Annotated in this window: 30 protein-coding genes and 1 pseudogene; 18 read left to right on the top strand and 13 right to left on the bottom strand. The window is 61.4% G+C overall.

Annotation, left to right across the window (positions count from 1 at the left end; all coding sequences use genetic code 11):
• The first annotated feature begins 4 nt into the window (after positions 1-4).
• Positions 5-865, top strand: a complete 861-nt coding sequence (locus BLQ09_RS31805) for a methyl-accepting chemotaxis protein (protein WP_371914493.1) — start codon at positions 5-7, stop codon at positions 863-865.
• A gap of 59 nt (positions 866-924) precedes the next feature.
• On the opposite strand, the gene BLQ09_RS06115 is transcribed toward BLQ09_RS31805, so the two are convergent.
• Both BLQ09_RS06115 and BLQ09_RS06110 read right to left on the bottom strand, forming a co-directional pair.
• Positions 925-2,421, bottom strand: coding sequence for a YifB family Mg chelatase-like AAA ATPase (locus BLQ09_RS06115; RefSeq protein ID WP_092355842.1), 1,497 nt, complete (start codon positions 2,419-2,421; stop codon positions 925-927).
• 214 nt (positions 2,422-2,635) lie between these two features.
• Complete coding sequence (locus tag BLQ09_RS06110; protein WP_027608312.1) at positions 2,636-2,896, bottom strand: accessory factor UbiK family protein; 261 nt, start codon at positions 2,894-2,896, stop codon at positions 2,636-2,638.
• Between the two features lie 422 nt (positions 2,897-3,318).
• Here BLQ09_RS06110 and glnK point away from each other — a divergent pair, with 422 nt between their 5' ends.
• From glnK to sutA, 4 genes are all read left to right on the top strand, one after another.
• On the top strand, positions 3,319-3,657 hold the full coding sequence (gene glnK / locus BLQ09_RS06105; protein ID WP_002555808.1) for a P-II family nitrogen regulator: 339 nt from the start codon (positions 3,319-3,321) through the stop codon (positions 3,655-3,657).
• A 35-nt stretch (positions 3,658-3,692) separates the two neighbouring features.
• Positions 3,693-5,030 (top strand): ammonium transporter, encoded by a 1,338-nt coding sequence (locus tag BLQ09_RS06100; protein ID WP_027608313.1) that lies wholly within the window; start codon positions 3,693-3,695, stop codon positions 5,028-5,030.
• A gap of 199 nt (positions 5,031-5,229) precedes the next feature.
• Positions 5,230-5,655: a secondary thiamine-phosphate synthase enzyme YjbQ gene (locus tag BLQ09_RS06095; RefSeq protein ID WP_027608314.1), complete on the top strand. Its 426-nt coding sequence runs from the start codon at positions 5,230-5,232 to the stop codon at positions 5,653-5,655.
• 102 nt (positions 5,656-5,757) lie between these two features.
• The gene (gene sutA, locus BLQ09_RS06090; protein WP_027608315.1) at positions 5,758-6,084 is read left to right on the top strand and encodes a transcriptional regulator SutA; all 327 of its coding nucleotides are present in this window, start codon (positions 5,758-5,760) and stop codon (positions 6,082-6,084) included.
• A 195-nt stretch (positions 6,085-6,279) separates the two neighbouring features.
• On the opposite strand, the gene BLQ09_RS06085 is transcribed toward sutA, so the two are convergent.
• From BLQ09_RS06085 to BLQ09_RS06060, 6 genes are read right to left on the bottom strand one after another with little or no spacing between them, the layout of a single operon-like run.
• Positions 6,280-6,975 (bottom strand): HAD family hydrolase, encoded by a 696-nt coding sequence (locus BLQ09_RS06085; protein WP_027608316.1) that lies wholly within the window; start codon positions 6,973-6,975, stop codon positions 6,280-6,282.
• Positions 6,972-7,871: a tyrosine recombinase XerC gene (gene xerC / locus BLQ09_RS06080; protein WP_027608317.1), complete on the bottom strand. Its 900-nt coding sequence runs from the start codon at positions 7,869-7,871 to the stop codon at positions 6,972-6,974. Before xerC ends, BLQ09_RS06085 begins: the two co-directional genes overlap by 4 nt.
• A 2-nt stretch (positions 7,872-7,873) precedes the next feature.
• Positions 7,874-8,593 carry a DUF484 family protein gene (locus BLQ09_RS06075; RefSeq protein WP_027608318.1) on the bottom strand — a complete coding sequence of 240 codons (720 nt, stop codon included), beginning with the start codon at positions 8,591-8,593 and terminating at the stop codon, positions 7,874-7,876.
• A gap of 13 nt (positions 8,594-8,606) precedes the next feature.
• Positions 8,607-9,437, bottom strand: coding sequence for a diaminopimelate epimerase (dapF, locus tag BLQ09_RS06070; protein ID WP_027608319.1), 831 nt, complete (start codon positions 9,435-9,437; stop codon positions 8,607-8,609).
• Between the two features lie 3 nt (positions 9,438-9,440).
• Complete coding sequence (gene lysA, locus BLQ09_RS06065; protein WP_092355839.1) at positions 9,441-10,688, bottom strand: diaminopimelate decarboxylase; 1,248 nt, start codon at positions 10,686-10,688, stop codon at positions 9,441-9,443.
• A 9-nt stretch (positions 10,689-10,697) separates the two neighbouring features.
• Positions 10,698-10,868 carry an LPS translocon maturation chaperone LptM gene (locus tag BLQ09_RS06060; RefSeq protein WP_010207449.1) on the bottom strand — a complete coding sequence of 57 codons (171 nt, stop codon included), beginning with the start codon at positions 10,866-10,868 and terminating at the stop codon, positions 10,698-10,700.
• A 238-nt stretch (positions 10,869-11,106) separates the two neighbouring features.
• Between BLQ09_RS06060 and cyaY the strand changes: the two genes are divergently transcribed.
• The 3 genes from cyaY to rnk all read left to right on the top strand — a co-directional run bounded on the left by cyaY (position 11,107) and on the right by rnk (position 12,202).
• Positions 11,107-11,439 (top strand): iron donor protein CyaY, encoded by a 333-nt coding sequence (gene cyaY / locus BLQ09_RS06055; protein ID WP_027608321.1) that lies wholly within the window; start codon positions 11,107-11,109, stop codon positions 11,437-11,439.
• A 2-nt stretch (positions 11,440-11,441) separates the two neighbouring features.
• Positions 11,442-11,660, top strand: a complete 219-nt coding sequence (locus BLQ09_RS06050; protein ID WP_090409849.1) for a DUF1289 domain-containing protein — start codon at positions 11,442-11,444, stop codon at positions 11,658-11,660.
• 131 nt (positions 11,661-11,791) lie between these two features.
• Positions 11,792-12,202, top strand: a complete 411-nt coding sequence (rnk, locus tag BLQ09_RS06045; RefSeq protein ID WP_043293860.1) for a nucleoside diphosphate kinase regulator — start codon at positions 11,792-11,794, stop codon at positions 12,200-12,202.
• Here the strand turns inward: rnk and BLQ09_RS06040 are convergent.
• The 3 genes from BLQ09_RS06040 to BLQ09_RS06030 all read right to left on the bottom strand — a co-directional run bounded on the left by BLQ09_RS06040 (position 12,199) and on the right by BLQ09_RS06030 (position 15,842).
• Positions 12,199-15,039 carry a class I adenylate cyclase gene (locus tag BLQ09_RS06040; protein WP_092355836.1) on the bottom strand — a complete coding sequence of 947 codons (2,841 nt, stop codon included), beginning with the start codon at positions 15,037-15,039 and terminating at the stop codon, positions 12,199-12,201. The two genes, rnk and BLQ09_RS06040, sit on opposite strands and share 4 nt — an antisense overlap.
• Before the next feature lie 168 nt (positions 15,040-15,207).
• Positions 15,208-15,462 (bottom strand): TIGR02647 family protein, encoded by a 255-nt coding sequence (locus BLQ09_RS06035; RefSeq protein WP_027608325.1) that lies wholly within the window; start codon positions 15,460-15,462, stop codon positions 15,208-15,210.
• 95 nt (positions 15,463-15,557) lie between these two features.
• Entirely contained in the window at positions 15,558-15,842 is a 285-nt protein-coding gene (locus BLQ09_RS06030; RefSeq protein WP_027608326.1) for a hypothetical protein, read from the bottom strand.
• 125 nt (positions 15,843-15,967) lie between these two features.
• Here BLQ09_RS06030 and BLQ09_RS06025 point away from each other — a divergent pair, with 125 nt between their 5' ends.
• Complete coding sequence (locus tag BLQ09_RS06025; RefSeq protein ID WP_027608327.1) at positions 15,968-16,627, top strand: glutathione S-transferase family protein; 660 nt, start codon at positions 15,968-15,970, stop codon at positions 16,625-16,627.
• A gap of 36 nt (positions 16,628-16,663) precedes the next feature.
• On the opposite strand, the gene argH is transcribed toward BLQ09_RS06025, so the two are convergent.
• A complete protein-coding gene (argH, locus tag BLQ09_RS06020) occupies positions 16,664-18,058 on the bottom strand; it encodes an argininosuccinate lyase (RefSeq protein ID WP_027608328.1) in 1,395 nt (464 codons plus the stop codon).
• Between the two features lie 389 nt (positions 18,059-18,447).
• Here argH and BLQ09_RS31800 point away from each other — a divergent pair.
• The 8 genes and pseudogenes from BLQ09_RS31800 to BLQ09_RS05990 all read left to right on the top strand — a co-directional run.
• Positions 18,448-18,564 (top strand): annotated as a pseudogene (locus BLQ09_RS31800) (sensor histidine kinase); the annotation flags it as partial.
• Complete coding sequence (locus BLQ09_RS06015) at positions 18,561-19,307, top strand: LytR/AlgR family response regulator transcription factor (RefSeq protein WP_027608329.1); 747 nt, start codon at positions 18,561-18,563, stop codon at positions 19,305-19,307. The pseudogene BLQ09_RS31800 and the gene BLQ09_RS06015, both read left to right, overlap by 4 nt.
• 137 nt (positions 19,308-19,444) lie before the next feature.
• Complete coding sequence (hemC, locus tag BLQ09_RS06010) at positions 19,445-20,386, top strand: hydroxymethylbilane synthase (RefSeq protein WP_027608330.1); 942 nt, start codon at positions 19,445-19,447, stop codon at positions 20,384-20,386.
• Positions 20,383-21,141, top strand: coding sequence for a uroporphyrinogen-III synthase (locus BLQ09_RS31475; RefSeq protein ID WP_115485500.1), 759 nt, complete (start codon positions 20,383-20,385; stop codon positions 21,139-21,141). The genes hemC and BLQ09_RS31475 overlap by 4 nt, the downstream gene beginning before the upstream one ends.
• 18 nt (positions 21,142-21,159) lie before the next feature.
• The gene (locus BLQ09_RS31470; RefSeq protein WP_027608332.1) at positions 21,160-22,284 is read left to right on the top strand and encodes a uroporphyrinogen-III C-methyltransferase; all 1,125 of its coding nucleotides are present in this window, start codon (positions 21,160-21,162) and stop codon (positions 22,282-22,284) included.
• A gap of 5 nt (positions 22,285-22,289) precedes the next feature.
• Positions 22,290-23,531, top strand: a complete 1,242-nt coding sequence (locus BLQ09_RS06000; protein ID WP_027608333.1) for a heme biosynthesis protein HemY — start codon at positions 22,290-22,292, stop codon at positions 23,529-23,531.
• Positions 23,532-23,767: 236 nt separating this feature from the next.
• Positions 23,768-24,289, top strand: a complete 522-nt coding sequence (locus BLQ09_RS05995; RefSeq protein ID WP_027608334.1) for a disulfide bond formation protein B — start codon at positions 23,768-23,770, stop codon at positions 24,287-24,289.
• 209 nt (positions 24,290-24,498) lie between these two features.
• Positions 24,499-24,957, top strand: a complete 459-nt coding sequence (locus tag BLQ09_RS05990) for an Rsd/AlgQ family anti-sigma factor (RefSeq protein ID WP_027608335.1) — start codon at positions 24,499-24,501, stop codon at positions 24,955-24,957.
• A 52-nt stretch (positions 24,958-25,009) separates the two neighbouring features.
• Here BLQ09_RS05990 and BLQ09_RS05985 read toward each other — a convergent pair whose 3' ends face one another.
• On the bottom strand, positions 25,010-25,687 hold the full coding sequence (locus tag BLQ09_RS05985; protein ID WP_027608336.1) for an FKBP-type peptidyl-prolyl cis-trans isomerase: 678 nt from the start codon (positions 25,685-25,687) through the stop codon (positions 25,010-25,012).
• A gap of 192 nt (positions 25,688-25,879) precedes the next feature.
• Here BLQ09_RS05985 and BLQ09_RS05980 point away from each other — a divergent pair.
• Positions 25,880-26,384: AlgP family protein (locus BLQ09_RS05980; RefSeq protein WP_218190474.1), on the top strand; the 505-nt coding region annotated here is incomplete at its 3' end.

Genomic DNA, 26,384 nt, shown 5'->3' with positions numbered 1-26,384 from the left:
CCAGATGGGCGAAGCGCTGTCGACCATGGTCTCCCATATCCGTAACGCAGCCGAAGAGGTCAACAGCCGCGCCCAGGCCTTGTCCGGTTTGTCCGGCGGTGCCTATGAGGGCATGGAGCAGCAGTCCGGCGAGATCACCAGCATGGCCGGCGCGGTAGAGGAGTTCAGCGCGACGTCGTTGAATATCGCCGACAACATGGGCAATACCGAACGCCTGGCCCAGGAAAACGCCCAGCAGACCCGCATTGGCCGCACCTCGATGCAGGAAGCGTCGTCGTCCCTGGAACACATTGCCACCGCCCTGAACAGCACGGCCACGGTGATCAACACCCTCGGCCAGCGCTCCCAGGAAATCGGCGGGATCGTCGGCGTGATCACCTCGATTGCCGAACAGACCAACTTGCTGGCGCTCAACGCCGCCATTGAAGCCGCCCGTGCAGGGGAGCAGGGCCGTGGGTTTGCCGTGGTGGCCGACGAAGTACGTAACCTGGCGTCGCGTACCCGTGAGGCCACCGATGAAATTTCCGGCATGATCCAGAGCATCCAGAAGGAAACCGGCAACGCCATCAGCACCATGGAGCAAGGCAACGCGCTGATGCAGGAAGGCCTGTCGCGCAACGCCGACGTGGCCTCGGCCCTGGCGCGTATCGACGAGCAAAGCCGCTCGGCCGGTCAGCAGTTCGCGGCCATCACCACGGCCACCCAGGAGCAGAGCAGCACCGCGACCCTGCTCAGCAGCAACCTGCAGAGCATCGCGCTGGCCAACAGTGAGCAACGCGAAGTGGTGTCCAACCTGGCGATTACCGCCAAGGAACTGGAGACGTTGGCGGCGAGCCTGCGCCATGAGGTGGATCGCTTTCGCTGAGCCACTGCTGTACACAATGTGGGAGGCCTGTCGCTCCCACATTTGGCTTTGCGCCAAGCTTAAGTGATCGCCGCCGGGCGGTATTGCAGGGCCTCTTTCAGGTGGTCGCGGGTGATGGTCTCTATCTGGTCCAGATCCGCCAGCGTGCGTGCCACCTTGAGCAGTCGATGGGCCGCGCGCAGCGATAGGGTCAGTCGTTCACAGGCCGTTTCCAGCCAGCTTTCATCCACCTTCGCGAGCTTGCAGTGCTCGCGCAGCCCCGGCAGATCAAGAAAGGCATTCGCACAGCCCTGGCGCTTTTGCTGATGCTCGCGAGCCTGGGCGACCCGCGCTGAGGCGTGGGCGGTATCCTCGCCCGCCTGTTGGATCGGGTTCAGTGCCGTCGTTTCCCTCGCCACGGTCAGGTGCAAGTCAATCCGGTCCAGCAGCGGCCCCGAGAGCTTGTTGCGATACCGCTGAATCTGTTCCGGCGTACAACGACAGCGCCCGCTGGGTTCGCCCATATAACCGCAAGGGCAGGGGTTCATCGCCGCGACCAGTTGGAAGCGCGCCGGGAAACTCACTCGGTCGCGAGCGCGGGAAATCACGATATGCCCCGACTCCAGCGGTTCGCGCAGCACTTCCAACACCTTGCGATCAAATTCCGGCAGCTCATCCAGGAACAGCACCCCATGATGAGCCAGGGTGATTTCTCCCGGCTGTGGTTTCGAGCCGCCGCCCACCAGTGCCGGGCCGGATGCCGAGTGATGCGGTTGGCGAAACGGTCGATGGGGCCAATGGCTCAGCGGCGCCAGACTTACAACCGATTGAATCGCGGCAACCTCCAGCGCCTCCTGTTCGCTCAACGGCGGCAATAAACCTGGCAGGCGGCTGGCGAGCAGGGTCTTGCCGGTGCCGGGCGGCCCACTGAACAAAAGGTTATGCGCCCCCGCTGCCGCGATCAGCAACGCTCGCTTGGCCGCGAGCTGGCCCTGGACTTCACTCAGGTCCGGATAGGGCTTGTTCAAGTACAGCAGGCCATCGGACGTGTAAGGCTCGATCGGCACATGTCCATTCAGGTGCGCCACCACTTGCAGCAGGTGGTCCACCGCAATCACCTTCAACCCCGACGCCAGGCACGCCTCTTCGGCATTCGCCCGCGGCACTATCACGGTGCGCCCGGCCTTGCGCGCCGCCAGCGCGGCCGGCAACACGCCTTTTACCGCCCGCACCTCGCCGGACAGCGCCAACTCCCCCAGGCATTCCACGTCATCGAGCGTCAACGCCGGCACCTGCACACTGGCCGCCAGGATCCCCAGGGCAATCGCCAGGTCAAAACGCCCGCCGTCCTTGGGCAGGTCGGCGGGCGCGAGATTGAGGGTGATCCGGCGAGCGGGGTATTGCAGCGCAGAGTTGAGAATGGCACTGCGCACCCGGTCCTTGCTTTCCTTGACCGCGGTTTCGGGCAGGCCCACCAGCGTCAGGGACGGCAGACCATTGGCCATATGCACTTCAACGGTGACGGCAGGGGCTTCGACGCCGATCTGGGCGCGGCTGTGGACGATGGCGAGGGACATGCTCGTTCCTTGAAAGGGGAGGCCGCTTCCTGCGGTTTTTCAAGGGTAGACGAGGTAGGGAAGAGCGAGGCGGGGAGGTTTTACAGAACGTATCCAGAGCAAAAGGTAGAGCGAATGTGGGAGGGGCTTGCTCCCGATAGCGGGGGGTCAGTCAGCATTGATACCGGCTGATACACCGCCATCGGGAGCAAGCCCCCTCCCACACTGAGCGCATTTATTCGGCAGGAGGGGTCAACCGCGCTTCCAGCTCTGCCACTTTCGCTTCCAGGCTCTCCAGCCGCGCACGGGTGCGGGCGAGAACTACCATCTGGCTATCAAACTCTTCCCGGCTCACCAGGTCGAGCTTGCTGAAACCGCTTTGCAGCAAGGCCTTGAACTGGCTTTCGATTTCATTGCGGGGCAGCGGGGTGTCGCCGCTGAACAGGCGAGAGGCGTGGCCGCTCAGGGCGTCGAGGAGGTCTTTGGGCGCGAGCATGGGAAATATTCCGGAAAACTGTTGGCGGGCAGTGTATCACGCAGCGTCTATAGTCTTTTTCACGGCCTGGGTCGCACGCTTTTCGCGCATCAGGCCGGGCGGTGATGCACCGTTTTCGTGCGCATTGCAGGCGCCGGATGGCCCCGTTGGTGGGCCTAGATGAGCAAAGGACTGATTTCAGTGATTTTTACGGAGCTGGCAAGGTTTCTGCTTAGACGATCATGACCCATGCACTGATGCAGTCGCTGTGACGAATGCAGTGCGCCGACGGATCAGGGGTACAGGTTTCGTCACCAGTGGTTCGCTGGCGTCGCAATGGCAACTGCCCTTGCGACGATGCGTTACAAAGCCAGGCACTGCGCTTAGACTTGAGACGGGTTTGTTTTCCTGGGGCAAGTCCACCAATTCGGGAGAGAGTTTTCATGAAGCTAGTCACTGCCATCATCAAGCCGTTCAAGTTGGACGATGTACGCGAGTCGTTGTCCGAGATCGGCGTGCAGGGCATTACCGTTACTGAGGTCAAGGGCTTCGGTCGGCAGAAGGGTCACACCGAGCTGTATCGCGGCGCGGAATATGTAGTCGATTTCCTGCCGAAGGTGAAGATTGATGTCGCCATTGACGACAAGGATCTTGACCGGGTTATCGAGGCGATAACCAAGGCCGCCAACACCGGCAAGATCGGTGATGGCAAGATCTTCGTGGTCAATCTGGAACAGGCTATTCGCATCCGTACCGGCGAAACCGATACCGACGCAATCTAAGCCGCCAAACCCCCAACGCCCCAGGAGAAAACAATATGACTCTGCGTAAATTCGCAGGGCTCGGAGCCCTGTTGTCCATCGTAATGCCAAGCCTGGCCATGGCGGCAGACGAAGTGGCTGCTCCAGTCCTCAACTCCGGTGACACCGCCTGGATGCTCACATCCACCGCGCTGGTGCTGTTCATGACCATTCCAGGCCTGGCGCTGTTCTACGGCGGCATGGTGCGCTCCAAAAATATTCTGTCGGTGATGATGCAGTGCTTCGCCATCACCGGCCTGATCAGCATCCTGTGGGTTGTCTACGGCTATAGCATCGCGTTCGATACCACCGGTATGGAACAGGGTGTGGTCAACTTCAACTCCTTCTTCGGCGGCATGGGCAAGGCGTTCCTGGCGGGTGTGACCCCGGCCAGCATCACCGGGCCGGCTGCGCTGTTCCCGGAAGCCGTGTTCATCACCTTCCAGATGACCTTCGCCATCATCACCCCGGCGCTGATCGTCGGTGCGTTCGCCGAACGCATGAAGTTCTCCGCCATGCTGATCTTCATGGCTATCTGGTTCACTCTGGTCTATGCGCCAATCGCCCACATGGTGTGGAGCGGCAACGGTGGCCTGCTGTGGGACTGGGGCGTGCTGGACTTCGCCGGCGGCACCGTGGTGCACATCAATGCCGGTGTCGCTGGCCTGGTGGCGTGCATCGTGCTCGGCAAGCGTAAAGGCTTCCCGACCACTCCAATGGCGCCTCACAACCTGGGTTACACCCTGGTGGGTGCGGCCATGCTGTGGGTCGGCTGGTTCGGCTTCAACGCCGGCTCTGCGGCTGCGGCCAACGGCACCGCCGGCATGGCGATGCTGGTGACTCAGATTGCTACCGCTGCTGCAGCCCTGGGCTGGATGTTCGCCGAGTGGATCACTCACGGTAAGCCAAGCGCACTGGGCATCGCCTCGGGTGTAGTGGCTGGCCTGGTCGCCGTTACACCGGCCGCCGGCACTGTTGGTCCGATGGGCGCCCTGGTGATCGGCCTGGTGGCCGGTGTGATCTGCTTCTTCTGCGCCACCAGCCTCAAGCGCAAGCTGGGCTACGACGACTCTCTGGACGCATTCGGCGTGCACGGTATCGGCGGTATCGTCGGTGCGATCCTCACCGGTGTGTTTGCAGCCCCTGCATTGGGCGGCTTCGGCACCGTGACTGACATCGCAGCTCAAGTCTGGATCCAGTGCAAAGGTGTCGGCTTCACCGTGATCTATACCGCCATCGTCACCTTCATCATCCTCAAGGTGCTGGACGCGGTCATGGGCCTGCGGGTTACCGAAGAGGAAGAGGCTGTCGGCCTCGACCTGGCGCAACACAACGAACGCGGCTACAACCTGTAAGTACGCGAAAAAAAGATGCCCGGCTTGCCGGGCATTTTTTTGCCTGGCGTTTGTCAGTCATAACAAGCTGTGCCGGTTTTTGCGCAGAGTTTGTCATGCACTTTCCAGCGTGCGAATGTCTTACAGGCACGTAGGCGTATTCGGCACTTTGTTTTTTCCCAGAGCGCGCTAGAATGCGCGCCGATGGGCGGAGAACTGTATGTGGCAACAGACCCTGATTACCCTGCGGGCCAAGCCCCGGGGCTTTCACCTGGTGACTGACGAGTTGCTTGCCGGCTTGCCTGAGCTGAAGGCCTGCCGCGTGGGCCTGTTGCACCTGTGGCTGCAGCACACCTCGGCCTCGTTGACGGTCAACGAGAATGCCGATCCGGCGGTTCGTCGTGACTTCGAGCGTTTCTTCAACTCGCTGGTGCCGCAAGGCTGCGCCGGGTTCGAACACAACGACGAAGGTCCGGATGATCTGCCGGCGCACTTCAAGGCCAGTCTCCTGGGCTGCCAGCTGAGTTTGCCGGTCAAGGCCGGCCGCTTGGCGATGGGGACCTGGCAAGGTGTTTATCTGGGCGAGCACCGTGATCATGGCGGTGCTCGTAAAGTCCTCGCCACCCTGCACGGTGATGGGGCATAAGCCACTGGTTATCCGGTGGATGTTGATTTTTTTCCGGCAACCTCGACAGAGGGCGAAGCTGGGCTATAACTAATCTGCTTTTCGCAAGTCATGAGGTAGAACATGAGCGACGATGATCTGGAAAACGACGAACTCGAAGTAGGTGACGAAGACGACACCGAAGAAGGTCTTGAAGCGGCGGCGGAAGACGTTGCTGAGGACGACGGTGGTGATGACGCTCCTGTTCCAGCGGCCAAGGGCAAAGCCAAGGCTGCTGTTTCGGTAGACGAATTGCCGAGCGTTGAGGCCAAGAACAAAGAGCGCGATGCCCTGGCCCGTGCGATGGAAGAGTTTCTTGCCAAAGGCGGCAAAGTGGTCGAAGTCGAGCCCAATGTGGTTGCAGACCCGCCCAAGAAGCCGGATAACAAGTACGGCAGCCGACCTATCTAAGGTCAGCCACCTGCTTGTAAGAAAAAGCCCGCCGTCGCTGCGGGTTTTTTCATGCCTGTAATAACCGGCTACAAGTGACCCCCAATCAAGTGTGGGAGGGGGCTTGCTCCCGATTACAGTAGGTCAGTCAATATATCTGGAGACTGATACACCGCTATCGGGAGCAAGCCCCCTCCCACATTTTTCTCACCCGTGTTACTGCCAGCTGCGAAGTAACGCCGGCAACTCCGTCAGGCTGCGAATCTGTGCATCCGGGAGTTTATCCCCTTCCCACACCTTGCCCGACGGGTTGAACCACACCGCCCGCAGCCCCGCCTGCTGCGCCCCGGCAATGTCGTCCCCGGGGTGGTCGCCAACATGCACTGCCGCACTGGCATCTACTCCGCCGCGCTGCAGCGCTTCGTGGAACAGCCGGGCATCCGGCTTGGCGATGCCAATGTCTTCAGCGCGTAGCGCAAAGTGAAAGTAGTCCGCCAGGCCAACACGCTGCACATCGGCATTGCCATTGGTGATCACACCCAGCAGAAAGTGCTGGCGCAGCGCTTGCAGCATCGGCTCGGCCTCAGGGAAAGGCGTGAGCTGATGGCGGGCGTGAATGAACGCTTCGAAACACACATCGGCCATTTCCGTGGCCTCGGGCTGTGGATAACCGGCCTCTTCAAACGCATGTATCAACACCCGATGGCGCAGGATACTGATGCGGTGTTTGAGTTCGGGATGCCGTTGCAGCACTTGTTGGCGCAGGCTGGCGAAATGCTCCAGGGGCAGGTCGCCCACCTTGGCGGCATGGGTGGCCAGCCATTCGCGCATCGACGCTTCGGCGCTGATGATGACGGGTACGTTGTCCCAGAGCGTGTCGTCCAGGTCGAAGGTGATCAGCTTGATGTTCATGAGTCGCCGTCCTTGATGCGTTTGGCCCGTGGATGGGCGCTGTCGTAGACCGTTGCCAGGTGCTGGAAGTCCAGATGGGTATAGATCTGCGTGGTCTTGATGTCGGAATGGCCAAGCAGTTCCTGCACGGCGCGCAGGTCCTGGGACGATTCCAGCATATGGCTGGCAAATGAGTGCCGCAGCATATGTGGATGCAGGTTCTGCCCCAGCTCGCGCTCGCCGGCAGCCTTGACCCGTATCTGGATGGCGCGTGGCCCCAGGCGCCGCCCTTGCTGGCTGATAAACACTGCGTCGTCCACCGGGTTGGCCAGGGCGCGCAGCGGCAGCCAGAGTTGCAGGGCTTCGCGGGCTTTCCTGCCCACCGGCAGCACCCGAGTCTTGCTGCCTTTGCCGAGCACTTGCACCAGGCCGTCGGCCAGGTCCAGTTGATCGAGGTTCAGGCCTGTCAGCTCCGATAGGCGCAGGCCTGAAGAGTAGAACAGTTCGAGGATCGCCTGGTCGCGATGGGCGAGGAAATCGTCCTCCACGGCGCCATCGAGCAATTGCAGGGCACGGTCGGTGTCCAGGGTCTTGGGCAGGCGTCGCTCGCCTTTCGGCGGGGCCAGGCCGTTGGCCGGGTCGTGGTCGCAGAGGCCTTCGCGATTGAGGTAGTGATACAGGCCACGCACCGCCGACAGCAGTCGCGACAGGCTGCGCGAGGACTGGCCCGCCTGGTGCAGCCGTGCGATCAGGCTGCGCAGGCCCTGGATATCCAAGGCCTTCCAGCTGGTGACCTGCTGCTTTTCGCAATACGCCAGGACCTTGTTCAAGTCCCGTCGGTAAGCCTCCAGGGTATGGGGTGACACCTGGCGCTCGTTACGCAGGTGAGCGCAGTAAGCGTCCAGTTGCCGTTCCATGGCTAGCGCACCGCGCGCAGGGCGGTGGTGTGGCGCGGTAGGACGCGGCCCAGTACTTCGGCGATATAGGTGAGGAACAAAGTGCCCACCGAGCTCTTGTAGTGCGCGGGATCGCGGCTGGCGATGGCCAGTACGCCGTGCAGGCCTTGATGGCTGAGGGCGACGACGGCGGTAGAGCCGATCTGCTTGCGCTGTTCGGCGCCGAACAGGAAGTCCAGCTCGTGCTCGCGCAGGGTGCCGCTGATGGTCTTGCCTTCGGAAAGCAGGCCGCCGATCGCGGTTTGCGCGTCGCCGCCGCTGACCCAGCGACCCACCGGCATCGGGTTGTCGCTGAACAGGATCAGGCTGACAAACGGCACCTGGAAGTCCTGGCGCAGGCTGTCTTCCACGGCGATGACCGTTTCTTCCAGGCTGGTGGCGTCCATCAGGGTAAGAATCAGGCGGCGGGTTTTCTCGAACAGACGGTCGTTGTCGCGGGCGACGTCCATCAGGTGCGAGAGCTTGTGGCGCATTTCGATATTGCGCTCGCGCAGGATCTTCATCTGTCGCTCCACCAACGACACGGTGTCGCCGCGCTGGTGGGGGATGCGCAGGGCCGGGAGCAGTTCTTCGTGTTCGACGAAGAAGTCCGGATTAGCCTCAAGGTACGCCGCGACGGCAGCGGCCTCCAGACTTTCGCTCGGGGTTGTTGCTTGTGCGGGTACTTGAGGCTTATCGGTCATTGGCTTGGCTCACTCATAGACGGACCTGTCCTTCGTATACGCGCGAGGCCGGCCCGGTCATCATCACCGGGTGGCCAGGGCCTGCCCACTCGATGGACAGGCGTCCACCGGGCAGGTCGATCAACAGGGGCGAATCCATCCACCCCTGGCTGATCGCGGCCACGGCAGCGGCGCAAGCACCGGTACCGCAGGCCTGGGTTTCGCCGGCACCGCGCTCCCACACGCGCAATTGCGCACGGGAACGGTCGATCACCTGCAAAAAGCCCACATTGACCCGCGCCGGAAAACGCGGGTGGTGTTCGATCTTCGGCCCCAGTTCATGCACGGGGGCATTGTTGATGTCGTTGACCCGTAGCACCGCATGGGGGTTGCCCATGGACACGGCAGCGATGTCGACGGTCTGGCCGTCAACGTCCAGCGGGTAGCTGGCGGCCTGCTCGGTCGCCTGGAACGGGATATCCGCCGGCACCAGGCGTGGCGCGCCCATGTTGACGCTGATCTGGCCGTCGCTGCGGATATCCAGCTCGATCACGCCGCTCTTGGTCTCGACGCGAATCTGCCGCTTGGCGGTCAGGCGCTTGTCCAGCACAAAGCGTGCAAAGCAGCGCGCACCGTTGCCGCACTGTTCCACTTCGGAGCCGTCGGAGTTGAAGATCCGATAACGGAAATCCACCTCCGGGTTGCTTGGCGCCTCGACGATCAGCAATTGGTCGAAGCCGATCCCGGTATGCCGGTCGCCCCACTGTTTAGCGTGCTTGGGTAGGATGTGTGCGTGCTGGCTGACCAGGTCGAGGACCATGAAATCATTGCCCAGCCCGTGCATCTTGGTAAAACGCAGCAGCATGGCTTACTCCGGCAGCAGGCTTTCGCCAGCATACAACTCGGCTACCGTCTCGCGGCGACGCACTTCAAACGCTTGATCACCGTCCACCAGCACCTCGGCGGTACGTCCGCGGGTGTTGTAGTTGGAACTCATGACAAACCCGTAGGCACCGGCCGAATGCACGGCCAGCAGGTCGCCTTCTTCCAGGGCCAGTTGACGATCCTTGGCCAGGAAGTCGCCGGTCTCGCAGATCGGGCCGACGATGTCATAGGCGCGTGCTTCGCTGTTGCGAGGCGTCACGGCGGTGACATTCATCCAGGCCTGGTACAGCGCCGGGCGGATCAGGTCGTTCATCGCCGCGTCGACGATGGCGAAATCCTTGTGCTCGGTGTGCTTGAGGTACTCGACCTGGGTCAGCAGCACGCCGGCATTGGCGACGATATAACGGCCCGGCTCGAACATCAGCGTCAGGTCGCGGCCTTCGATGCGCTCGCGCACGGCCTGGATATAGTCGGCGATCGCCGGTGGCTCTTCATCGCGATAACGCACGCCCACGCCACCACCGAGGTCGATGTGGTGCAGGTAGATGCCGCATTCGCCCAGGCGGTCGATCAATGCCAGCAGGCGGTCGAGGGCATCCAGGAACGGCGGCAGTGTGGTCAGTTGCGAGCCGATATGGCAGTCGACACCCAGCACTTCCAGGTTCGGCAGCTGGGCGGCGCGGATGTACACGTCTTCGGCGTCGGCAATGGCGATGCCGAACTTGTTCTCTTTGAGACCGGTGGAAATGTATGGGTGGGTGCCGGCATCGACGTCCGGGTTGACGCGCAGTGAGATCGGCGCACGAACGCCCATCTCGGCGGCGACGACTTGCAGGCGTTCCAGTTCGTCGGTGGACTCTACGTTGAAGCAATGTACGCCGACTTCCAGGGCCCGGCGCATGTCCTCGCGGCTCTTGCCGACGCCGGAGAACACGATCTTGTCAGCCTGGCCGCCGGCGGCCAGGACCCGTTCCAGCTCGCCACGGGAGACGATATCGAAACCGGCGCCCAGGCGCGCCAGGACATTCAGTACACCCAGGTTGGAGTTGGCCTTGACTGCGTAGCACACCAGGTGCGGTACGCCATCGAGCGGGTCGGTGAACGAGCGGTATTGGGCTTCGATATGCGCACGGGAGTACACGTAGGTCGGGGTCCCAAAGCGCTGGGCAATCGCGGACAACGCCACGCCTTCCGCGAACAGCTCGCCGTCCCGGTAGTTAAAAGCGTCCATGGAGCTCCCTTATTCGTAGGTGTCGTGCTTATGCGCTTTGGAGGGCTTTTGCGACGATTGCGCCTGTTCATTCGGGTCTTTGCTGTCATCGGGCAGGTACAGCGGGCCTTTTTGACCACAGGCACTAACGAGGCAAGCGACCGCGACGAGCGCAGCAAGGGAAGAGATCAGGCGCTTCATGGCGAAATCCTTGAATATGCATTAATTGCGCCCGAGTATACCGACCACCCGCCAGCTTGCCTATGCGCTGAAATACCCGTCCGGCGGGGGTTTGCCGAGATGGCAGGGAAGCGGACTACGCTGGTTGAGGATATTTCACGCCGTCAATCGCGTTGAAATCGGTATCCTTTGCAATCGGCGGGGCTCGCCCGTATCGTGCGGCGCTTGAGCAAAACCAGACACTTTTGAGGTTGCCACAATGAGTTTGACCGAAGCCCGTTTTCACGACCTGGTGGATGCGACCCAGCAGGCGCTGGAAGATATTTTCGACGACAGCGGCCTGGACGTGGATCTGGAAAACTCGGCCGGGGTGTTGACCGTCAAGTTCGAGAGCGGCCAGCAACTGATCTTCAGCCGTCAGGAACCGCTGCGGCAGCTGTGGCTGGCGGCGCGCTCCGGTGGCGTCCACTTCGACTACGACGAAGAAAGCGGCAAATGGCAGTGCGACAAGAGTGAAGAGTTGCTGGGCGAGATGCTCGCGCGCCTGGTCCACGAATATACCGGCGCCGAGCTGGATTTCGACGAGATCTGACCGTGACCCAGCCTGCACCCGCACGCCCACCCAAGCCGCTGTTCAGTAATGTCAGCCCGGCGGTGCCGTCACCTTGTATCAGTTTGTGTCGCCTGGACGAGCAAAAAGTCTGCCTCGGCTGCTTCCGCCATGTGGAAGACATCCGCGAATGGCGCTCCGCCGATGATCAGCGGCGCCGAGTGATCGTGGCCCAGGCCGAGCAACGCAAGGCCGCGCCTTGAGCCCGTCTTGTTTATTTACGGTGCTGTGGTAGTGTCCGGATACGCCTCAACTCATCGAGGCCCGTGAGAACCCCGCCTTTTCCTGGCGGGGTTTTGCTTTTTTGTGCAGAAAAAAGGAGTCTGCCTGAATCATGACCGCACCTTCCATCATCCTCACCCGTCTTGATGTGCAGCGTCTTGAGCAATTGATCGACCGTATGGACGAGACGCAGCCGGGCGTTATTGCACTGCAAGCCGAACTCGACCGCGCCGAAGAAGTGGTTGGCCACGATGAAGTGCCTGCAACGGTCGTGACCATGAACTCCAGCGTGCATTGCCGTGAGCAAGGCAGCGGCAAGGACTACCACCTGACCCTGGTCTACCCGAAAGATGCGAATGCCGATGAAGGCAAGATTTCGGTCCTGGCCCCGGTGGGCAGTGCCTTGCTTGGCCTGCAGGTAGGCCAGCACATCGATTGGCCGGCACCGGGCGGCAAGACCCTCAAGCTTGAGCTGCTCAGTGTTGATGGTCAGCCCGAGGATGGCGGCGCCTTCCCTCTCTAGACCTGGCTCAGCGCCTCATTCAGCGCGAGCTCTAGCTCGGCCTTGTAGCGCAGGTACAAATTGCTTGGGCTTTGCACATCACCGAGCAGCCCCGACAGGTCGAGGTCGGTGATGTAGCAGCGGTAGCGCTCGGTTTCCCGGCGTTGCCCGACGATTTCCTGGGCGACCACCGCAAACAGTTGGTCGCCAAACTCCAGCTCGGAAAACTCCCGCTGATTGCAATACAGGGTAATGCCCACCTTGCCCGGTGCCGCCTTGCCGATAATCGCCTGCACGTCATAAAACGGTTTGTTCGCGGGGTTCTGTGGGGCCGGCCGCGGCTCGACACCGCGCGCGCGCGTGGTGCCCGACGGCAGCAGTTGGTAGTACAAGATTTGCACCTCACCCAACGGTTGTTGCGTGTCCAGGGGCGATAGCGCTTCCCGGCGGTAGATGATCGACTGCAAAAAGCGCTGCAGCGGCGCCAACAGGCTCTGTTCATCATGAAACGGCAAGCGTTGCTGCCAGAGCGCGTTGAATTCATCCAGCACATACAGCTCGGCGAAGCCTTCGTTGACCCGGTAGAACACCTGCACGCAATCGGCCATGCCCATGGGCAGCAACAGCGCCAGGTCGTGGTCTTCCAGGGCCATGGCATCCAGGTGCAGCGGGCTGTAGCTGGCCAATTCTTCGCTGAGGTAGGCGACCAGCGCATCCTGGGTCGCCAGTGATACGTGGATGGCTTGGCCGGGCATCAACTCCATCACGTGATAGTGCTGCTGTACCTGGAGCAAGTAGCGGTGATTGCCCTGACCCAGCAGCAGGTTCTGTGCGGTGTCGAAGATTTCTTCCACTCGCTGGGCAATGAACTGCGCGCGGTTGTGACAGAAGCAGCGCACCCGCAGCCGAGGCAGATGATCCGACGGCAATTGGTTGAGGTAGTCGCGTAGGCAGTCGAGCAGCGCATGGGGGCCGTCGTAGCGGCTGACCATCACCTCGTTCCAGCTGTTGAGCGTGACCTGGTCCAGGGTCAGTACGAGGTTGTCGCGCACACCGGCATAGCTCAGGGAGTCGGTGCGCTCGGTGGTCATCAGGATATTCAGGTCGCGATGATGCTTGAGCGGGTCGACGCCGACGTTGATCAGCAGCAACACTTCCTCGGGTACCGCCGAGCGCAGCAGGCGCGCTTCATCAACGCTGGCCAGGGGCAGGGCGATAGCCTGCTGCAGGCTGCCCAGCAGGTTGAACAGCTCGAATTCGGTCATGTCGCTGGTGCCGGGGTGCAGCGCCAGGCGCGTGCTGCTGTCGATGACGCCGTTGCGGTGGCACCAGGTGAGCATCTCCAACAGGTCGCGACTGCGCTTGATCGGCGCGAAGTGCTCCCATTCCAGGGCCGTGAGGTTACCGTTGTACAGGCCCCAGTGGTGCTGGCCGGGCTCCTTGCGGTTGGGCGATTGCACCAGGGTCAGGGTGTCTTCGGCCAGGTCCGGGGCGATGCCGGGGTTGATGAATTCAACCTTGCCGGCCTTGCGTTCAAAGGCGGCATACAGGCGCCGTCCCAGCACATTGAGGTCGCGCTTGTTGATCAGGCTGACCGTCTGTTCGGTCCGGGCGAACTGGGTCAGGAAGCGATAGCTGTAGTTCAGCTCGCTGACCAGGGCACGGCGCTCGGAGGCCACCTGACGCACTTTCCACTGGCTGCGGCTGTCCAGCAGCGCCAGTTGGCGTTGGTCCCAGCCCCACTCGTGGGCCAGGCGCACCAGCAACAGCCGCTGCCAACTGGTGCTGCGCTGACCGGCGCTGAGCTTGCGATTGACCTTCAGGTACAGGGCGCGACGCACCAGCTCCAGGCGCTCCGGTTCGTTGCGGGCCTTGAGGTATTCCTCGATACGGCGGTACACCACGATGTACGGATCCAGCTCATCCAGGTCCATCTGGTTGGCGAACACCGCGCGCTTGAAGCGCAGGCTCAGGCAGTGCACGTTCGGGTGCTCGCTGGCGTAGACCTCGGTCAATAGCAGCTTGAGCACCGACTTGTAGGGCGACTCGATGCCCTTGAACAGTTGCCACAGCCCGGCACCGATGAATTCACCGGGAGGGATGCGCGCCAGGTGGCCCAGGTCGAGGGTTTCATCGGCGCGGATAAAACGCTTGGAGATCAGCGTGTGGGTGAATTCCGCATAGCGGGCCTCTTCATACACCGGCACCAGCCACCAGATCGGCGTACGCCCGGCCAGCCAGATGGCTGTGCGGTAAAACTCGTCCAGCAACAGGTAATGCTGGGTCGTGCCGCAGTCGTCGGAGCTGAGTTGGGTGTCGCGCTCGCCGAGTACAAAGCGCGTCGGCTCAATCAGGAAGAAGTGCGCTTCTGCGCCCATGCCCAGGGCCCAGGCTTCCAGCAGTTGGCATTTTTTACGCAGCTCCGCGAGCTCGTTTTCGCCCAGGTCGGGTGCATGGCACACCCACACATCCATGTCACTCTGGTCGGCCTGGGCGAGGGTGCCGAGGCTGCCCATCAGGAACAGGCCGTGGATCGGTTTGGGTTGATTGACCGGACGCGGCTTGTAAGAGAACGAGCGGGTCAGACGCTGGGCTTCCGTGAGTGCCTGGGCGTCGGGCTCGAAATTCGACAGCCCGGCTGGCGTACTGCCCGATACATAACCCGGCAACAGCGGATGATTGACGTGAAAAAACAGCGGCAGCAGGGTCAGCACGCTTTGCTGGCGCGGCGTCAGCCCTTCGACGGCACGAGCCATGCGACCTTCATTCAGGGCCATGAAGCGCGCACGCAATTGGGCCAGCACCTTGCGGTCGATGCCTTCGTCCAGGTCAGGGCGGATTTCATGGGTGCGGGTCATGTCGAACTCGGTGGCTCGCAGGGCCCGACGCGGGCGGCCATGTAGGAGTTTACAGCCAGTCGCGTAGGAGGTTTAGAGGGAAATGGTTTTTGGCGTCAAAAATCGGGCCATTCCACAGCAGCGCCCTCGGAATCCGCGAGAGGCGGACTCCATGGGCGGGATACGGTATCAGGCAGCTTCTTTGGTGTTGGCGGTGCTCAGAATGGTCAGCAGGGTTTGGGCCTGCTCTGCGGCGTCCCGGCCAAGGCTGGTCAGGTAGCCTCCGTCCGGTTGGTCGATAAGCCCTTTCGCATGGAGACGCTTGGCAGCGGCGATGGCAGAGGGAGCGGCGGTCTGATGGACTTTCAGACCTTCCTTGGTGCTGTCCAAGGGGAAGAGTACAAGGATTTCCAGTTCGGCAACCAACTCAGGGGTATACGACATAAGGACTCCAGACTTTCTAAAATTTATTAGAGGCTAGCAGGCCATAAGGTGAACGCACTTTGCCGAACTGTCCAGCGTGTTGCGGTGTGCCGGGATTATTCCTTTTCGGGCGGCAGCTCAGGCAGTGCCCGCAGCGCTGTTTCATACCATTCGGTATTGAAGGCGCGGTCCTCATCCAGCATCGCGTCGATCTCGAAAGCCAACACGTGAGCCATGAGATTCAGGATCTCTTCACGTTCATAGCCCACCAGGGTCAGTTTATTGAACGTGGCCTTGGCAGCGGGCGGATTGTCGCTTTCGATCTGGTTTTCGATCGCTTCGATCAAGGTGTTTTCGGTGAACGCTTCTTCGTCGCTGTCGATATCGGTCGGCTCGCTCATGGCAGGCTCCTCAAGGAAAGGGCGCCAGTCTACCCCCATTCAGGCAGGTGATGCTGCTGGTCAGGACCGGCCCTGGGATCTATAACTCCTGCAGCCAACCCCGCACACGGCCTGGAGGCTTTGCGATGCTCAAGCTTTACGGATTCTCGGTCAGCAACTACTACAACATGGTGAAACTGGCACTGCTGGAGAAAGGCCTGGCTTTTGAGGAGGTGCCCTTTTATGCCGGGCAAACCCCTGAGGCCCTGGCGGTCAGCCCGCGTGGCAAGGTGCCGGTGCTGGGCGTGAAGCAGGGGTTTATCAACGAAACCAGTGTGATCCTCGAATACATCGAGCACTCCCAGGAAGGCCCGTCGCTGTTGCCGGCCGACCCGTTCCAGCGTGCCCAGGTGCTGGCGTTGTGCAGGGAAATCGAGCTGTATATCGAATTACCCGCCCGTGCGTGTTTTGCCGAGGCGTTTTTCGGTATGCCGGTGCCGGAGGCGATCAAGGCGAAATCCAGGGCTGAGTTGCTGTTGGGGATCGGCTCTTTAGGCCGTCACGGCAGGTTCGCGCCTTATGTGGCGGGGGAGGGCTTTACGATTGCGGATCTGTATTTCATGTACAGCGTGAACCTCGCCTGTGCGGTGGGCGAGAAGCTGTTTGGCCTGGACCTGTTGGCTGAATTGCCGGCGGCCAGAGCGTTGCTGGAGCGACTGCATGCCATGCCTAATGCGCAGAAGGTGGCGGCGGACAGGGAGGCCGCGATGCCGGCGTTCATGGCGATGGTTGCGGCCAAAAAATGAACAAATGTGGGAGGGGGTTGCCCCCTCCCACCTTTTTCAGCGGCTGGCGAGCAGGGCCTGGCCGCGAGCGACCGCAGCCTTCACCTGCGCCGGCGCGGTACCGCCCACGTGGTTACGGGCATTCACCGAACCTTCCAGGGTCAGCACGGCAAACACGTCCTGTTCGATCTGGTCACTGAACTGGCGCAGCTCTTCCAGGCTCATTTCCGCCAGGTCCTTGCCGGTGTCGACGCCGTATTTCACCGCATGGCCAACGATCTCGTGACAGTCGCGGAACGGCAGGCCACGGCGCACCAGGTAGTCCGCCAGGTCAGTCGCCGTGGAGAAACCGCGCAGGGCCGCTTCACGCATGATCGCGTGCTTGGGCTTGATCGCCGGGATCATGTCGGCAAACGCGCGCAGCGAGTCACGCAGGGTGTCGGCGGCGTCGAACAACGGTTCCTTGTCTTCCTGGTTGTCCTTGTTGTAGGCCAAAGGCTGGCCTTTCATCAGGGTCAGCAGGCCCATCAGTGCGCCGAATACACGGCCGCTCTTGCCACGCACCAGTTCGGGCACGTCGGGGTTTTTCTTTTGCGGCATGATCGAGCTGCCGGTGCAGAAACGGTCCGGCAGGTCGATGAACTGGAATTGCGCACTGGTCCACAGCACCAGCTCTTCGGAGAAACGCGACAGGTGCATCATCGCGATGCTGGCGGCGGCGCAGAATTCGATGGCGAAGTCGCGGTCGGACACGCCGTCCAGGGAATTGCCGCCGACGGCGTCGAAACCCAGCAGTTGTGCGGTGTACTCGCGGTCGATCGGGTAGGTGGTGCCGGCCAGGGCTGCGCTGCCGAGCGGCATGCGGTTGGCGCGCTTGCGGCAATCCACCAGGCGCTCGTAGTCGCGGCTGAGCATCTCGAACCAGGCCAGCAGGTGGTGGCCGAAGGTCACGGGTTGTGCGGTTTGCAGGTGGGTGAAGCCAGGCATGATGGTGTCCGCCTCATGCTCGGCCTGCTCCAGCAAGCCTTTCTGCAAGCGGGTGATTTCGGCCAGGATCAGGTCGATTTCATCGCGCAGCCACAGGCGGATGTCGGTGGCTACCTGGTCGTTACGGCTACGACCGGTGTGCAGTTTCTTGCCGGTCACACCGATACGGTCGGTGAGACGGGCCTCGATGTTCATGTGCACGTCTTCCAGGTCGACACGCCAGTCGAACGTACCGGCTTCGATCTCACCGCGGATGGTGGTCAGGCCATCGATGATGCTGTCGCGCTCGGCGTCGGTCAGCACGCCGACCTTGGCCAGCATCGTCGCGTGGGCAATGGAGCCCATGATGTCGTGGCGGTACAGGCGCTGGTCAAAGGTGACGGAGGCGGTGAAGCGGGCGACGAAGGCGTCGACGGGTTCACTGAAGCGGCCGCCCCAGGACTGGTTGGTCTTGTCGGTGCTCATGGGTTCGCTCGTGGTCTGCTTATTAAGAGGCATGAAAGTGTGGCGGCGATAATAACAGGGTTGCCCTTGGAGGCGGTGCTGCGGGTCGTCGGCATTTTTATTTGTGCAAAGGATGGCTAAGTGCCTTGCCGCCGACCGCGTCCGGGACGAGACTGGAGGCAGCTGCTTATTGATACGATATTTGACGATTGAGCAATATCGTCTCGGCGAGCGTCTACAGTTGGACTGATAGTGTGTGAATGCACCAAAGTCGGGTAATGCGGTCAGAGCCTGACTATCCATTTAAAAGGGGGGTATTCGGATTGTGTATCAGCAAACCCTACGACGATGCCCGAAGGCAGCAGGTCTTGGGCGCTATTGAACAGGTCCGGGTAAATATGGGTGCCGCTGTCAGGGCACTTTTTGCCGCTCGCGCTAGTCTTAGCGTGGATCGCTGTGACGCAAGTCACCGCACCTGTCTACGCTATCCTTGTGCGAGACTCACGCAGGAATCCAGCGCTATATGAATGTCCTGATCGTTGATGACGAACCCCAAGCCCGCGAGCGACTGAGCCGTTTGGTCAGTGAACTCGAGGGTTATACAGTCCTTGAGCCGAGTGCCACCAGCGGCGAGGAGGCGTTGACGTTGATCGACAGCCTCAAGCCGGACGTGGTGTTGCTCGATATCCGCATGCCGGGCCTCGATGGCCTGCAAGTTGCTGCTCGCCTGAGTGAGCGCGAATCGCCACCCGCCGTGGTGCTGTGCGCCGCTCAAGAAGAGTTTGCCGCGCAGGCACTGGAAGCCAGTGGTGTCAGCTTCGTAGTCAAGCCAGTGACTGCCGAGGCCTTGCTCAGGGCCTTGAAGAAAGCCGAACGTCCCAACCGCGCCCAACTCGCTGCCCTGACCCAGCCGGCCGCCCAGAGCGGCAACGGGCCGCGCAGCCATATCAGCGCCCGCACACGCAAAGGTATCGAGTTGATCCCCTTGGACCAGGTGGTCTACTTCATTGCCGATCACAAGTACGTGACCCTGCGGCATGAGGCTGGCGAAGTGTTGCTCGATGAGCCGCTCAAGGCCCTTGAGGATGAATTCGGTGACCGCTTCGTGCGAATCCACCGGAACGCGCTGGTGGCCCGTGAGCGAATCGAGCGCCTGCAGCGCACGCCCCTCGGGCACTTTCAGTTATTCCTCAAAGGGCTTAATGGGGATGCGTTGATCGTCAGCCGACGCCATGTCGCTGGCGTGCGCAAGATGATGCAGCAGCTTTAGCCCGAGGGTTTTGGCAAGCCTGCATTCATTATCCCGGTGCGACGTGGCCAGGGAGGCCCCGCACTTGCTGATTCAAATCAAAGCGTATTTGCCTGAGCTGTTATTATCTGCCGTATCTATTCAGTACGGATTGATCCATGTCCTCTCGCGAAATCCGCATCGCCACCCGTAAAAGCGCCCTGGCCTTGTGGCAGGCCGAATACGTCAAAGCACGCCTTGAGCAGGCCCATCCCGGCCTCAAGGTGACCCTGGTGCCCATGGTCAGTCGCGGCGACAAGCTGCTCGACTCGCCGCTGTCGAAGATCGGTGGCAAGGGCCTGTTCGTCAAGGAACTGGAAACCGCGCTGCTGGAAAACGAAGCCGACATCGCTGTGCACTCCATGAAAGACGTGCCCATGGATTTCCCCGAAGGCCTGGGCCTGTTTTGCATCTGTGAACGTGAAGACCCGCGTGACGCCTTCGTTTCCAATACCTTCGCGTCTTTGGATGACTTGCCTCTGGGCAGCATTGTCGGCACCTCCAGCCTGCGTCGCCAGGCACAGCTGTTGACCCGTCGTCCGGACCTGCAGATTCGTTTCCTGCGCGGCAACGTCAACACCCGCCTGGCCAAGCTGGATGCCGGTGAGTATGACGCGATCATCCTCGCCGCGGCCGGCCTGATCCGTTTGGGCTTCGAAAACCGCATCACCTCGGCCATCAGCGTCGAAGACAGCCTGCCTGCTGGCGGGCAAGGCGCCGTGGGCATTGAATGCCGTACCGCCGATAGTGAAATCCACGCGCTGCTCAAACCCCTGGATCACCATGAGACCGAAGTGCGTGTCACGGCCGAACGCGCCCTGAACAAGCACCTCAACGGTGGCTGCCAGGTGCCGATCGCCTGCTACGCCGTGCTCGAAGGTGAAAACCTGTGGCTGCGTGGCCTGGTTGGGGATCCGGATGGGGGCACTCTGCTGACTGCCGAAGTCCGTGGCCCGCAACGTGACGCCATCGCCCTGGGTGTCCAGGTGGCTGAAGAGCTGCTGGAAAAGGGCGCAGGCGCTATCCTGCAAAAGGTCTACGGCGAGGCCGGCCCGCAGTGACCGATTGGCGCGTGCTGCTGACACGGCCTGCCGAGGAATCGGCGGCCCTGGCGGCGGCGTTGTCCGAAACCGGTATCTTCAGCAGCAGCTTGCCTTTGCTGGACATCGAGCCGTTACCCGTTACCCCCGAACAACAGGCCGTCTTCGATGATCTTGGCCGCTACTGTGCGGTGATCGTGGTGAGTAAACCGGCCGCGCGGCTTGCCGTGCAGCAGTTGGATCAAGCCTGGCCGCAACTGCCGTGGTTCAGCGTCGGTGCGGCCACCGCGCAGGTCCTGGCTGATCATGGCCTTCCCGTTCACTATCCCCAAACCGGCGACGACAGCGAGGCCTTGCTTCAATTGCCTGCGTTGCGCGAGGCTATCGCACGGCCCGGTGCGCGGGTGTTGATCCTGCGCGGCGAGGGGGGGCGGGAGCTGCTGGCTGAGCGTTTGCGCGAGCAAGGTGCTAGTGTCGACTACCTGGAGTTGTATCGTCGTTTCCTTCCGGCCTACGACACCGGTGTACTGACCCGGTGCATCCAGTTGGAACGCTTGAACGGCCTGGTGGTCAGCAGTGGGCAGGGTTTTTTGCACCTGCAGGCCCTGGCCGGATCCGATTGGCCACAGGTGGCGCAGCTGCCGTTGTTCGTGCCCAGCCCGCGAGTCGCCGAGATGGCGCGGGCCGCTGGCGCAGAAAAAGTTGTGGATTGTCGCGGCGCGAGTGCCGCGGCTTTGTTAGTGGCGTTACGGAGTCATGCCGTTCCCACTCTCTGATACGCAAAGGACGGATACGTGAGCGAAACAGCCTTGCCTAAAGATGAAACCCAACCCGCACTTGATGCGCCGGTTGAGTCACCGGTCACCGCGCCGCGCCGCGGCAATGGCCTGGCAGTTGTCGCCCTGCTGCTTGGCGCTGCGGGTGTTGCCGCCGGCGGTTGGGGTCTCTGGCAGGTTCGTGCCCTGCAAGCCAGCAGCCAGCACCAACTGGGTCAAGTGCAGACCCTGGATGACCAATCCCAGGCCCTCAAGCAAAGCCAGCAACAACTGGCTGCACGCCTGGCGCAACTGCCGGGTGCGGATGAGCTTGAGGAGCGCCGTCGGCTGGTGGCCCAGTTGCAGGGTGACCAGCAGCGCTTGAGCCAGCGCCTGGAAACCGTGCTGGGTGCCAGCCGCAAGGATTGGCGCCTGGCTGAGGCCGAGCACCTGATTCGCCTGGCGAGTTTGCGCTTGTCTGCCTTGCAGGACATCAACAGCGCCCAGGCCCTGGTCCAGGGCGCCGACGAGATTCTTCGCGAGCAAAGCGATCCAGGCTCCTACGCCGCACGCGAGCAGTTGGCCAAGAGCCTTGCCGCGTTGCGCAGTACTGAGCAGCCGGATCGCACCGGGCTGTATCTGCAATTGGCGGCCTTGCGTGATCAGGTCGTGCAACTGGCGGCCATCGCCCCTGAGTACCAACTGACCGAGCCCGCATCCCAGGGGCGTCCAAGCACCGATACGGACAGCCGCTGGAGCCAGTGGTGGGAGCAGATTTCCCGGTACTTTCGCATCGACTTCAACCCAGACGACAACATTCGTCCACTGCTCGCCGGTCAAGGCCTGAACCAGGTACGCCTGGCCCTCAGCCTGGCTCTGGAGCAAGCGCAATGGGCGGCGCTTAATGGTGAATCGGCGGTGTACAGCCGCTCCCTGGGTGAGGCACGCAGCGTGTTGCAGGACAACTTCAACCAGGACAACCCGCAGAGCAAGGCGATGCTGGCGCGTATCGCCGAGCTTGAGCCCAAGGCTGTCTCGGTGGTGACACCGGACCTGGCGGCGAGCCTGGCTGCGGTACAGGCGTACCTCGAACGTCGTCATCTGTCTGCCGACGAAGCCAAGGCGGCTGCCACGCCGGCGGCCACGTCGGCGAAGCAGGAGTAGAGCCGATGAAGCGTTTCTATGTGATCCTGGTGCTGGCGATTGCAATCGCCCTGGCACTGGCCGTGGGCATTTCGAAACACACCGGCTATGTGTTGATTACCTATCCTCATGTGCTGCACTACGAGTCGAGCCTATGGGCTACCGTGGTGGCGGTGTTTGTCTTCGGCCTGGCCATCTACTTGATCCGCGTATTGCTGAGCCTGGTCACCACCTCGGGTGGCGTGGTCAACCCGTGGTCGCGACGTAACCGCAGCCGCCGCGTGCAGATCGCCATCGAACAGGGCCAGATGGACCTCGCCGAAGGCCGTTGGGCCAGTGCCGAACGTCACCTGCACCGTGCCGCCGAAGCCGAGCGCCAGCCATTGCTGTACTACCTGGGCGCGGCCCGGGCGGCGAATGAGCAGGGCCGTTATGAAGAGTCGGACGGTTTGCTCGAGCGCGCCCTGGAGCGTCAGCCCCAGGCCGAGCTGGCGGTTGCCTTGAGCCATGCGCAGTTGCAATTGGACCGTGGCGACACTGATGGCGCCCTTACCACCTTGCAGGCCATGCACGAGCGTCATCCCCACAACGGGCAGGTGCTGCGCCAATTACAGCGTCTGCACCAGCAGCGTGGCGACTGGTCGGCGGTGATCCGCCTGTTGCCGGAGCTGCGCAAGGACAAGGTGCTGCCCGCCGGCGAATTGGCAGAATTGGAACGGCGTGCCTGGGGCGAGAACCTGAGCCTGGCGGCCCAGCGCGAAGAGCAGGGCGAAGCCGGCCTGCAGTCTCTTGAGCGGGCCTGGCAACAGCTCACTTCCGCCCAGCGCCAGGAGCCGCAACTGGTCCTGGCCTATGCCGAGCAACTGCGTCAATTGGGCGCCGATGCCAAGGCGGAGGAGGCGTTGCGCGGTGCCATCAAGCGCGGCTACGACAGCCACCTGATTCGTCTCTACGGCCTGCTGCGCGGCAGTGACCCTGCCCGGCAATTGAAGTTTGCCGAAGGCTGGCTAAAGGACCACCCGGGCGATGCCAGCCTGTTGTTGACATTGGGTCGTCTGTGCCTGCAAAACAGCCTGTGGGGCAAGGCGCGTGATTACCTGGAAAGCAGCCTGCAGGTGCAACGTAATCCCGAGGCCTGTGCCGAACTGGCGCGGCTGTTGGCGCAGTTGGGCGACACCGAGCGCAGCAACCAGCTGTTCCAGGAAGGCCTGGGCTTATTGGATAACCGCTTGCTGGCGTCTCCGCTGCCAGTTTCTGCCCGAGTTTGATGCAGGAAGAAGTCTAGGGTTGGCCCGGATATTTCTGATAACCAGCCCTTCAATGCTGCGCATATGCCGGCCCTGAGGGGCTTTGAAGCAAACTCCTACGTTCATGCGCTTCAAGTCTTCCATTCTCTGACGGGATGTCCCTACGTTCTCACGGAATCGTCTGCTCTGGCGCGTATTGAAAGGGGTCAGGCCTTTCCTCTAACGTAACGACCTATCTCTCGCGATGCGGATAAAGCATGTCTTTGGCCCCTTCACGCTCCTTGTTTTTCCTTGCGTTCATGGCGGGTGCGCTGACGTTGGGTGCGTCCTTCTATCTTGAGTTCGGTGCCTCGTTACGTCCTTGTTTCCTGTGCCAGATGCAACGGGCCTTTCTGGCTGCCTTCACGCTGATCAATCTGGTCGCCGCCATCCACAACCCCAGGCGTTCCACTTTTTACTTGTACGGGTTTACGAGCATGGTCTGTTCGTTGCTGGGTGCCATCACCGCCGTACGCCAGGTGCTGCTGCAAAATGCCGCAGCGGATCAGGCCGCCGATTGCTGGCCCAGTCTCAGTCACATGCTCGAGAACCTGTCGCTGTGGCAGGCGTTGCAATTGACGGTCGAAGGCACGGTCGACTGTATGGAAATAAGCTGGACGCTATTTGACCTGAGCCTTCCCGAGTGGAGCCTGTTGTTCTTCCTGGGCATGTTGATCCTCGGTGTCATGCAATTTTCCCGACTGTTCTTGAGCCGTCCGTTGCGCTCAGCGAGGCGCTGATCGGAGGCCGCAGTTTGTAGGACGTGATTAAACACTTGTATGAACTTTCTCTCCTGCGTACCTTGAAGCCATAGTCATGGGGGCATAATCTGGCCCGCACGCGTTATTGAAACCGTTTGTCAGACGCGGCCTTGTCCCGCTGCTGTTTTATCCTTGAAGTGTTGCGCGGGCATCAGGCGGCAGCGCCCCTATAGGGAAGAGAGATCATCATGCTGGAAAGTTGTCAGAATGCTCAGGAACGCTGGGGTGGGGTGCACAAGCTGATCGACAGCTGGTTGAAGGCACGTCACGAACTGGTTCGGGCCTTTGATGCTCTCGGCGCCAAGCCCGAGGCCCTGGCTGAGAATCGCAAGCCGTTGCAGGAGTTCTGTGAAGTGTTGGTGGACTATGTGTCTGCTGGCCATTTCGGTGTCTACGAGCAGCTGACCAAAGAGGCGGAAGCCTTCGATGATAAGCGTGGCCTGGAACTGGCCGAGACCCTTTACCCGCGTATCGATGTCATCACTGAGAAACTGCTGGCGTTCACCGACCTGTGTGATGCCGGCCAGTGCGTTGCTGAGAAATTCAAGGAGTTGGGTGGCCTGCTCCATGAGCGTTTCGAACTGGAAGATTGCCTGATCGAAGTGCTCCACAACGCCCATAAGGAAGAAGCTGTCCCCCAGGCCTGACCCTTGCGGGCGAGATAAGAACGGTGCGCATGGCGCACCGTTTTTTATTGGCTCAATGACGGGTGCCGAGTAATTCGATCTCGAATACCAGTGGCGTATACGGCGGGATCAGCTCGCCGGCACCGTCACCTCCATAAGCTTGGGCCGACGGGATCACCAGGCGCCATTTGGCCCCGACCGGCATCTGCTGCAACGCGCTGCTCCAACCGCTGATCACACTGTCCAGGCGAAACCACTGGGGTTGTGTGCTCTGATCGAAGACCGTGCCATCGGGCAATCGTCCAACGTAGTTCACCTGGACCTGATCATTCGCGCCAGGCTTGTTACCCGTGCCGGGTGTCAGTTCCGTGAGCAGGATGCCATCGGCCAACTCGCGCACCCCTTTCACGGCTTTTTCCTTGGTTAAAAACTGCTGCTCGGCGGCGAGCGCCTTTTCACTTTTAGGCGCTTGGGCGTCGGCTTCGGCCTGCGCTTCGTGCTCGGCAAGAATCTGTTCGATGCGCGTGTTATCCAACGCCAGCGGCTTGCCTTGATAGGCTTGCTTGAGGCCGTCGATCAAGGCCTGGATCTGCAGGTCCGGGACTTCCTGGCGCAGGCGCTCACCGAGGCTGGCGCCCAGGCTGTAGGCGAGGTCGTGCTGGTCTTGGGGCGTGGTTTTTGACGGTGATTGCTCGCTCGCATTGGCCGCGGAAATCGCCAGGCCCAGCACAAGGAAAAGGTAACGCGACATGGGCATTCTCCTGCCGAAAGTGCGACGGATTATGCCAGTGCGAGTGCGTAAAAAGTGCCGCGTGTTTTCGTTATATCGATAAGAATTTTCGCACGTTGCAACGCAACGCAAACGATACTGTCAACATGCCCTAGCGGCGGTAAGAGCAGAGGGCTAGTATGAGCCGCACCCACGTCAGCCAGGAGGTAAACCATGTCGGCCAAACAGAAGCCTGTAAATACCCCGTTGCATTTACTCCAACAATTGTCGGGCAGCTTGCTCGAGCATCTGGAAAGCGCATGTTCCCAAGCGTTGGCCGATGCAGAAAAACTGCTCGCCAAGCTGGAAAAACAACGCGGTAAAGCGCAAGAAAAGCTGCACAAATCCCGCACCAAACTGCAAGACGCCGCCACTGCCGGCAAGGCCAAGGCACAAGCCAAAGCCAAAGACGCGGTAAAAGAACTCGAAGACCTGCTGGATGCTCTCAAGGATCGTCAAGCTGAAACCCGCACCTACATTTCCCAACTGAAAAAAGACGCCCAAGAAAGCCTGAAATTGGCCCAGGGTGTTGGTCGTGTTAAGGAAGCTGTAGCGAAAGTGCTGGGTGCTCGTGCACCTGCTAAAGCACCGGCCAAGCCAGCTGCCAAAACCGCTGCTGTAAAACCAGCCGCGAAGCCAGTTGCTAAAACCGCTGCTGCAAAACCAGCCGCCAAGCCAG

The organism is Pseudomonas sp. NFACC25 (assembly GCF_900100935.1).
Classification (GTDB): Bacteria; Pseudomonadota; Gammaproteobacteria; order Pseudomonadales; family Pseudomonadaceae; genus Aquipseudomonas; species Aquipseudomonas marginalis.
Note: the sequence above shows the minus strand (reverse complement) of the source record. Positions and strands in the feature narration are given on the sequence as shown.